The following is a 5,080-nucleotide window of genomic DNA, read 5'->3' as shown; positions in this document are numbered from 1 at the left end:
TCAAACAAGTGAAGAAGCCCTGAACGAAAGTTCAGGGCTTTTTTACGTCTGCAGATCGATGAATTCCCCCCCTAAAAGCCACGAAAACATCCCACTTGCAGCTAACTGATCGGGTAAACTACGGCCAGATTAATCAGTAAAGGCCGTGAAATGTCCAGCCCCCGCACTTCTTTAAAAGCTTTCAACACATTGGGTCTAGAGATCAGTACTCAAGCCCTGTATATCGCTGACACACCTGAAGCCATTATTGATGCCTGGCAAGCGACTCAGCAGCGGAACCAGCCTTTCATCGTGTTAGGTGAAGGAAGCAACGTGCTATTTCTTGAGGACTTTAATGGTGGAGTGATCGTCAACGCTATTAAAGGCATCTCTCTTGAAGAGAAAGATGAAGCATGGCATTTACATGTGGGCGCAGGCGAAAACTGGCATGAGCTGGTCGAGCATACTTTAAAGAAAGGCATCACTGGCCTGGAAAACCTGGCGCTCATCCCTGGGATGGCCGGTTCAGCACCTATACAGAATATTGGCGCCTATGGCGTCGAATTCAAAGACATTTGCCACTATGTAGATGCGCTGCACTTGCCCACGCAAAAAATCAGACGCCTTTATCGTGAAGAATGCTTATTCGGTTATCGTGACAGTATCTTCAAGCATGCATTGAAGGATGATTACGTGATTGTTGCCATTGGGCTTTGCTTAGCAAAGCAGTGGAAACCCGTCTTAAGCTATGGCGATTTAGCCAAACTTAACCCTGCCACAGTGTGCGCATGGGATGTGTTCCATGCGGTGTGCCATATGCGAAAAAGCAAATTACCGGATCCCAAGATAACGGGCAATGTGGGCAGCTTCTTCAAAAACCCTCTGATCTCCCATGAACAGGCCTCCGCACTGATGCGAGAGTGGCAAGATATGCCGCATTACCCGCAGGCGAATGGTGAGGTCAAATTGGCCGCAGGCTGGTTGATCGATCAATGTAACCTGAAAGGCTTCAGCGTCGGTGGTGCCGCTGTCCATCGCCAGCAGGCACTGGTATTGATCAATGAAGATCAGGCGACACCGCAAGATATTGTTGGGCTCGCTCACCATGTACGAAATTCCGTTGGTGAGAAATTCAATGTTTGGCTGGAGCCAGAGGTGCGTTTTATTGGTGCTCAGGGCGAACGTAATGCCGTTGAGGTAATTTCATGAAAGATCATAACGTGCCACTCAAATTGGTCGCGCTTCTGGCAGATGGAGAGTTTCACTCAGGTGAACATCTGGGAGAATCGCTGGGCATGAGCCGTGCTGCGATTAACAAGCACATCCAGACATTGAAAAGCTGGGGTCTGGATGTTTACACCGTCACGGGTAAAGGTTATAGCTTGCCTGCTCCTATACAGCTATTGGATGAAGCGGAAATCCTGTCACATCTGCAGCAACCGGACCTGGCGGTGATTCCCGTCATTGATTCAACGAACCAATTCTTATTAGAACGCATGGACCAGTTGGTATCAGGTTACGCGTGTATTGCAGAATATCAGCAAGCCGGACGAGGCCGTCGAGGCCGCAAATGGTTCTCACCGTTTGGCGCTAATTTATATCTTTCGATGTATTGGCGACTTGAGCAAGGTCCGGCTGCGGCAATGGGGCTGAGCTTAGTGATTGGTATTGTTATGGCTGAAGTGCTTCAGTCTCTTGGCGCACCAGATGTCCGCGTGAAATGGCCAAACGATCTCTATCTCAACGACCGCAAGCTGGCGGGTATTCTGGTTGAACTCACAGGTAAAACCGGCGATGCCGCACAAATTGTCATGGGCGCAGGTGTCAATCTGGTGATGCGTTCAGAAAGTGCGACAGAGATTAATCAGGGCTGGATAAATCTGCAGGAAGCTGGCGTCAAAATTAATCGCAATGAACTCGCGGCTAAAATAATCAATAGCCTGCGTGATGCCTTACCCGTTTTTGAACGTGATGGACTGACGCCGTTTGTGGGACGTTGGGATGCGCTGGATAACTTTATCAATCGCCCGGTAAAACTGTTGATTGGCGATAGGGAGGTTCACGGTATTGCACGCGGCATTGATAAACAGGGCGGATTATTACTCGAGCAGGATGGAGAAATTAAATCTTGGGTAGGTGGCGAAATTTCGCTACGACCAGGTTATTAAGCTTCTTTATTAAAAAAACGCCCTGATATGACAGGGCGTTTATACCCTTCATCCTACAAATTACAGGTGCGTTGGCTACGTGCATTCACCTCAGTCACTTACTTCAGTAAGCTCCTGAGGATTCATACACTTGCCGCCTTCCTGAATCTCGAATTATTTTGGGTATAGCTATCTGTTTGTTATTTTCGCAGCCGAACACTTTGAACTGCATGGTCTGCAGATTTCGTCATAATCAAACTCGCACGCTCACGAGTGGGCAGAATGTTTTCTTTTAAATTCAGCCAGTTGATCTCTTTCCACAGCCCTCGGGCGATATTCAATGCTTCTTCTTCGGGTAATTGTGAATAGTGATGGAAATAAGAGTCGGGATCGCTGAATGCCCCTTCGCGAAATTTCAGGAAGCGATTAACGTACCAGTTTTCTAATAAGGCTTCTGGTGCATCGACATAAATCGAAAAGTCGACAAAGTCAGAAACAAATACATGGTGAGGATCGTGAGGATAATCCATGCCACTTTGCAGTACGTTGAGCCCTTCAAGAATCAAAATATCGGGCTGTTGCACAACTTTGTCACCATCAGGGATCACATCGTAAATAAGGTGAGAATAAACCGGCGCTGTGACCTGGCTGGCCCCCGATTTCAAATCCGACACGAAATTCACCAGACGATGCATATCGTAGGATTGCGGGAATCCTTTCTTTTTCATCAGGCCGCGTTCTTTAAGCACCGCATTGGGGTGCAAAAAGCCATCTGTGGTAATCAACTCAACTTTACGATGTTCGGGCCAACGGCTCAGCAGTGCTTGCAGCACACGTGCCGTGGTGCTTTTACCCACCGCAACACTTCCGGCGATACTGATGATGTAAGGGATTTTTTGCCCATTCATACCAAGGAATTGCTCTAAAACGGCCTGGCGGCGCAAATTTGAGCTGATATAAAAGTTGAGTAGGCGGGATAACGGCAAATAGATCTCGGCGACCTCTTCCAGGGAGAGATCTTCATTGATTCCACGCAGTCGTTCAATCTCGCCTTCTGCCAATGTCATCGGCACTGAATCGCGTAATGCGGCCCATTGCTGACGATCAAACTGCAGATATGGCGTGGTTAGTGGTGTCGTTTTTTTACTCATAAGCATGCATCTGACCGCAAATTCTGGCTCATCAACATCTTGCAGCAGCAAGCATACAATGATGCGGAGAACTCAGTTGCACGTCACGGGGGGTAATTTAACGAGAACAATGGGCTGGAGGGTAACACCAGTGCGACTTCGAAAAGAAGCAAAATGATAAACCTGAGCACGCTTTCGTAAGCGTGCCCGCATTTTTGATATCGCTCAGTAGCTTGTTGCGAGCGTTTCTGCTGCGCTGGTCCGCAAGCGCTTGTAATAGATTGCACCGGGGTGAGGGTGGCCATCGGCGCACAATGCGTAGTCAGGAAGCTCTCCAAGATAGTGATAGCCATGAGCACGGTAGAAGTGCTCGATGGGTGATCCCGCCAGCACATCCAAATACAACAGGCTACGTTGGTAACTCTCCGCTTTACTCTCCAGCCTGTTCATCAGTTCGCGGCCAATACCTTCGCGTTGTGCCGTTGAGTGCACCAGTAAGTGCAAGACCTCCGCTCGGTTCCGTCCATCGGGGCGCTGACAGATGCTGAGCTGCACGCTACCCGCTACGCCATCATCTGTTAGCGCAACCCACAGTAATAACTCATGACGTGCCATGCCGTCTCGCAAGCTATGAAAATAGCGTTCGGCTTCCTGATGTGCTTGCTGGCCATGAGAAGAATGGAATGCTGCTGCCATATTGTGTTGAATGGCATCAATCATTAATGCAGCCAGCGCTTTTCGATAGCGAGGCAACGTCTCAGCATTAAGTTGAACAATATTCATAAGGCATTCTCCTCAACCAAACCCAGACTTTTAAACGAAGCAAAATGCGGGCCAGCACAAAAAACCTGCGATCAAGCGTTAAGTGAGAAAAAAATTGACCAAACTGCACAACGAGAATGCAGCATGACCTACAAATGTGCAGAACAAATGACACGGATAAAAAGCTCAGGGCGTAGTTCACTGGCGTAAAAACACACTGCATTTGGGTGAAAAAACTGCATGTAATGGGCTATTTGCGATGATTTGCACAAATAGTAAGCGATAGAACAAAAATGACGATTTTTTTGTTGCATCCTGGGCGCGGTCTTCCTAGAATGCGCTCCACTTGATGCCGGCTTAGCTCAGTTGGTAGAGCAACTGACTTGTAATCAGTAGGTCACCAGTTCGATTCCGGTAGCCGGCACCATCAAGTAGGTGGGATTCCCGAGCGGCCAAAGGGAGCAGACTGTAAATCTGCCGTCTCAGACTTCGAAGGTTCGAATCCTTCTCCCACCACCATCTCAACCTCTTGGTTGGGCGTCAGATAAAGTCTTTATCTGGCGGGTGAGTTCATCTCTCTCACCTTCGAATTCAGATTGCGTAGTAACGCAATCAAAGTCGGCCAGAAACTCTGGCAGGCTCGAATAATAGAAGGTCTTCTTTTATTATTCATAAGCTACAGAAAGAACAGGTAGCCGAGTTCCAGGATGCGGGCATCGTATAATGGCTATTACCTCAGCCTTCCAAGCTGATGATGCGGGTTCGATTCCCGCTGCCCGCTCCAGATGTGCTGATATGGCTCAGTTGGTAGAGCGCACCCTTGGTAAGGGTGAGGTCCCCAGTTCGACTCTGGGTATCAGCACCACTTCCTTTATCTCTCTCCTGATTCTCTCTCTGTAAACCAAACAGTCAGGCATTGCCTGGTTGATATGACGATATCTTCGATATATCCGTGTCTTAGAGGGACTAGCGATGGCTAAAGAGCAATTTCAACGTAACAAACTGCACGTAAACGTGGGCACCATCGGTCACGTTGACCACGGTAAAACCACCCTGACTGCT

The 5,080-nt window shown here is 48.4% G+C and carries 5 protein-coding genes and 4 tRNA genes; 7 read left to right on the top strand and 2 right to left on the bottom strand.

The window, feature by feature from the left end; translation table 11 throughout:
- Positions 1 to 150 precede the first annotated feature (150 nt).
- On the top strand, positions 151 to 1,188 hold the full coding sequence (gene murB / locus PSSD_RS25370) for a UDP-N-acetylmuramate dehydrogenase (RefSeq protein WP_058974166.1): 1,038 nt from the start codon (positions 151 to 153) through the stop codon (positions 1,186 to 1,188).
- Entirely contained in the window at positions 1,185 to 2,147 is a 963-nt protein-coding gene (gene birA / locus PSSD_RS25365) for a bifunctional biotin--[acetyl-CoA-carboxylase] ligase/biotin operon repressor BirA (protein ID WP_058974165.1), read from the top strand. Before murB ends, birA begins: the two co-directional genes overlap by 4 nt.
- Before the next feature lie 179 nt (positions 2,148 to 2,326).
- Here the strand turns inward: birA and coaA are convergent, their stop codons facing one another.
- Both coaA and PSSD_RS25355 read right to left on the bottom strand, forming a co-directional pair.
- Entirely contained in the window at positions 2,327 to 3,277 is a 951-nt protein-coding gene (gene coaA, locus PSSD_RS25360) for a type I pantothenate kinase (protein WP_039335880.1), read from the bottom strand.
- Between the two features lie 204 nt (positions 3,278 to 3,481).
- Positions 3,482 to 4,039 (bottom strand): GNAT family N-acetyltransferase, encoded by a 558-nt coding sequence (locus PSSD_RS25355; protein ID WP_058974164.1) that lies wholly within the window; start codon positions 4,037 to 4,039, stop codon positions 3,482 to 3,484.
- A gap of 330 nt (positions 4,040 to 4,369) precedes the next feature.
- Here PSSD_RS25355 and PSSD_RS25350 point away from each other — a divergent pair.
- The 5 genes from PSSD_RS25350 to PSSD_RS27650 all read left to right on the top strand — a co-directional run.
- Positions 4,370 to 4,445, top strand: a tRNA-Thr gene (locus tag PSSD_RS25350).
- Between the two features lie 7 nt (positions 4,446 to 4,452).
- Positions 4,453 to 4,537 (top strand) — tRNA-Tyr (locus PSSD_RS25345).
- Positions 4,538 to 4,727: 190 nt separating this feature from the next.
- Positions 4,728 to 4,802 (top strand) — tRNA-Gly (locus tag PSSD_RS25340).
- A 5-nt stretch (positions 4,803 to 4,807) separates the two neighbouring features.
- Positions 4,808 to 4,883 (top strand) — tRNA-Thr (locus PSSD_RS25335).
- Between the two features lie 107 nt (positions 4,884 to 4,990).
- The coding region (locus PSSD_RS27650) for a GTP-binding protein (RefSeq protein WP_235589182.1) at positions 4,991 to 5,080 on the top strand (90 nt) is incomplete at its 3' end.

This window comes from Type-D symbiont of Plautia stali (assembly GCF_001485335.1).
Classification (GTDB): domain Bacteria; phylum Pseudomonadota; class Gammaproteobacteria; order Enterobacterales; family Enterobacteriaceae; genus Pantoea; species Pantoea vagans_C.
This window is presented reverse-complemented; position numbering and strand designations above follow the sequence as displayed.

What these genes read in the sequence shown, in the direction of transcription:
- murB (WP_058974166.1), top strand. Translation starts at nt 151, where the DNA reads ATGTCCAGCCCCCGCACTTCTTTAAAAGCTTTCAACACATTGGGTCTA.
- PSSD_RS25355 (WP_058974164.1), bottom strand. Translation starts at nt 4,039, where the DNA reads ATGAATATTGTTCAACTTAATGCTGAGACGTTGCCTCGCTATCGAAAA.
- coaA (WP_039335880.1), bottom strand. Translation starts at nt 3,277, where the DNA reads ATGAGTAAAAAAACGACACCACTAACCACGCCATATCTGCAGTTTGAT.
- birA (WP_058974165.1), top strand. Translation starts at nt 1,185, where the DNA reads ATGAAAGATCATAACGTGCCACTCAAATTGGTCGCGCTTCTGGCAGAT.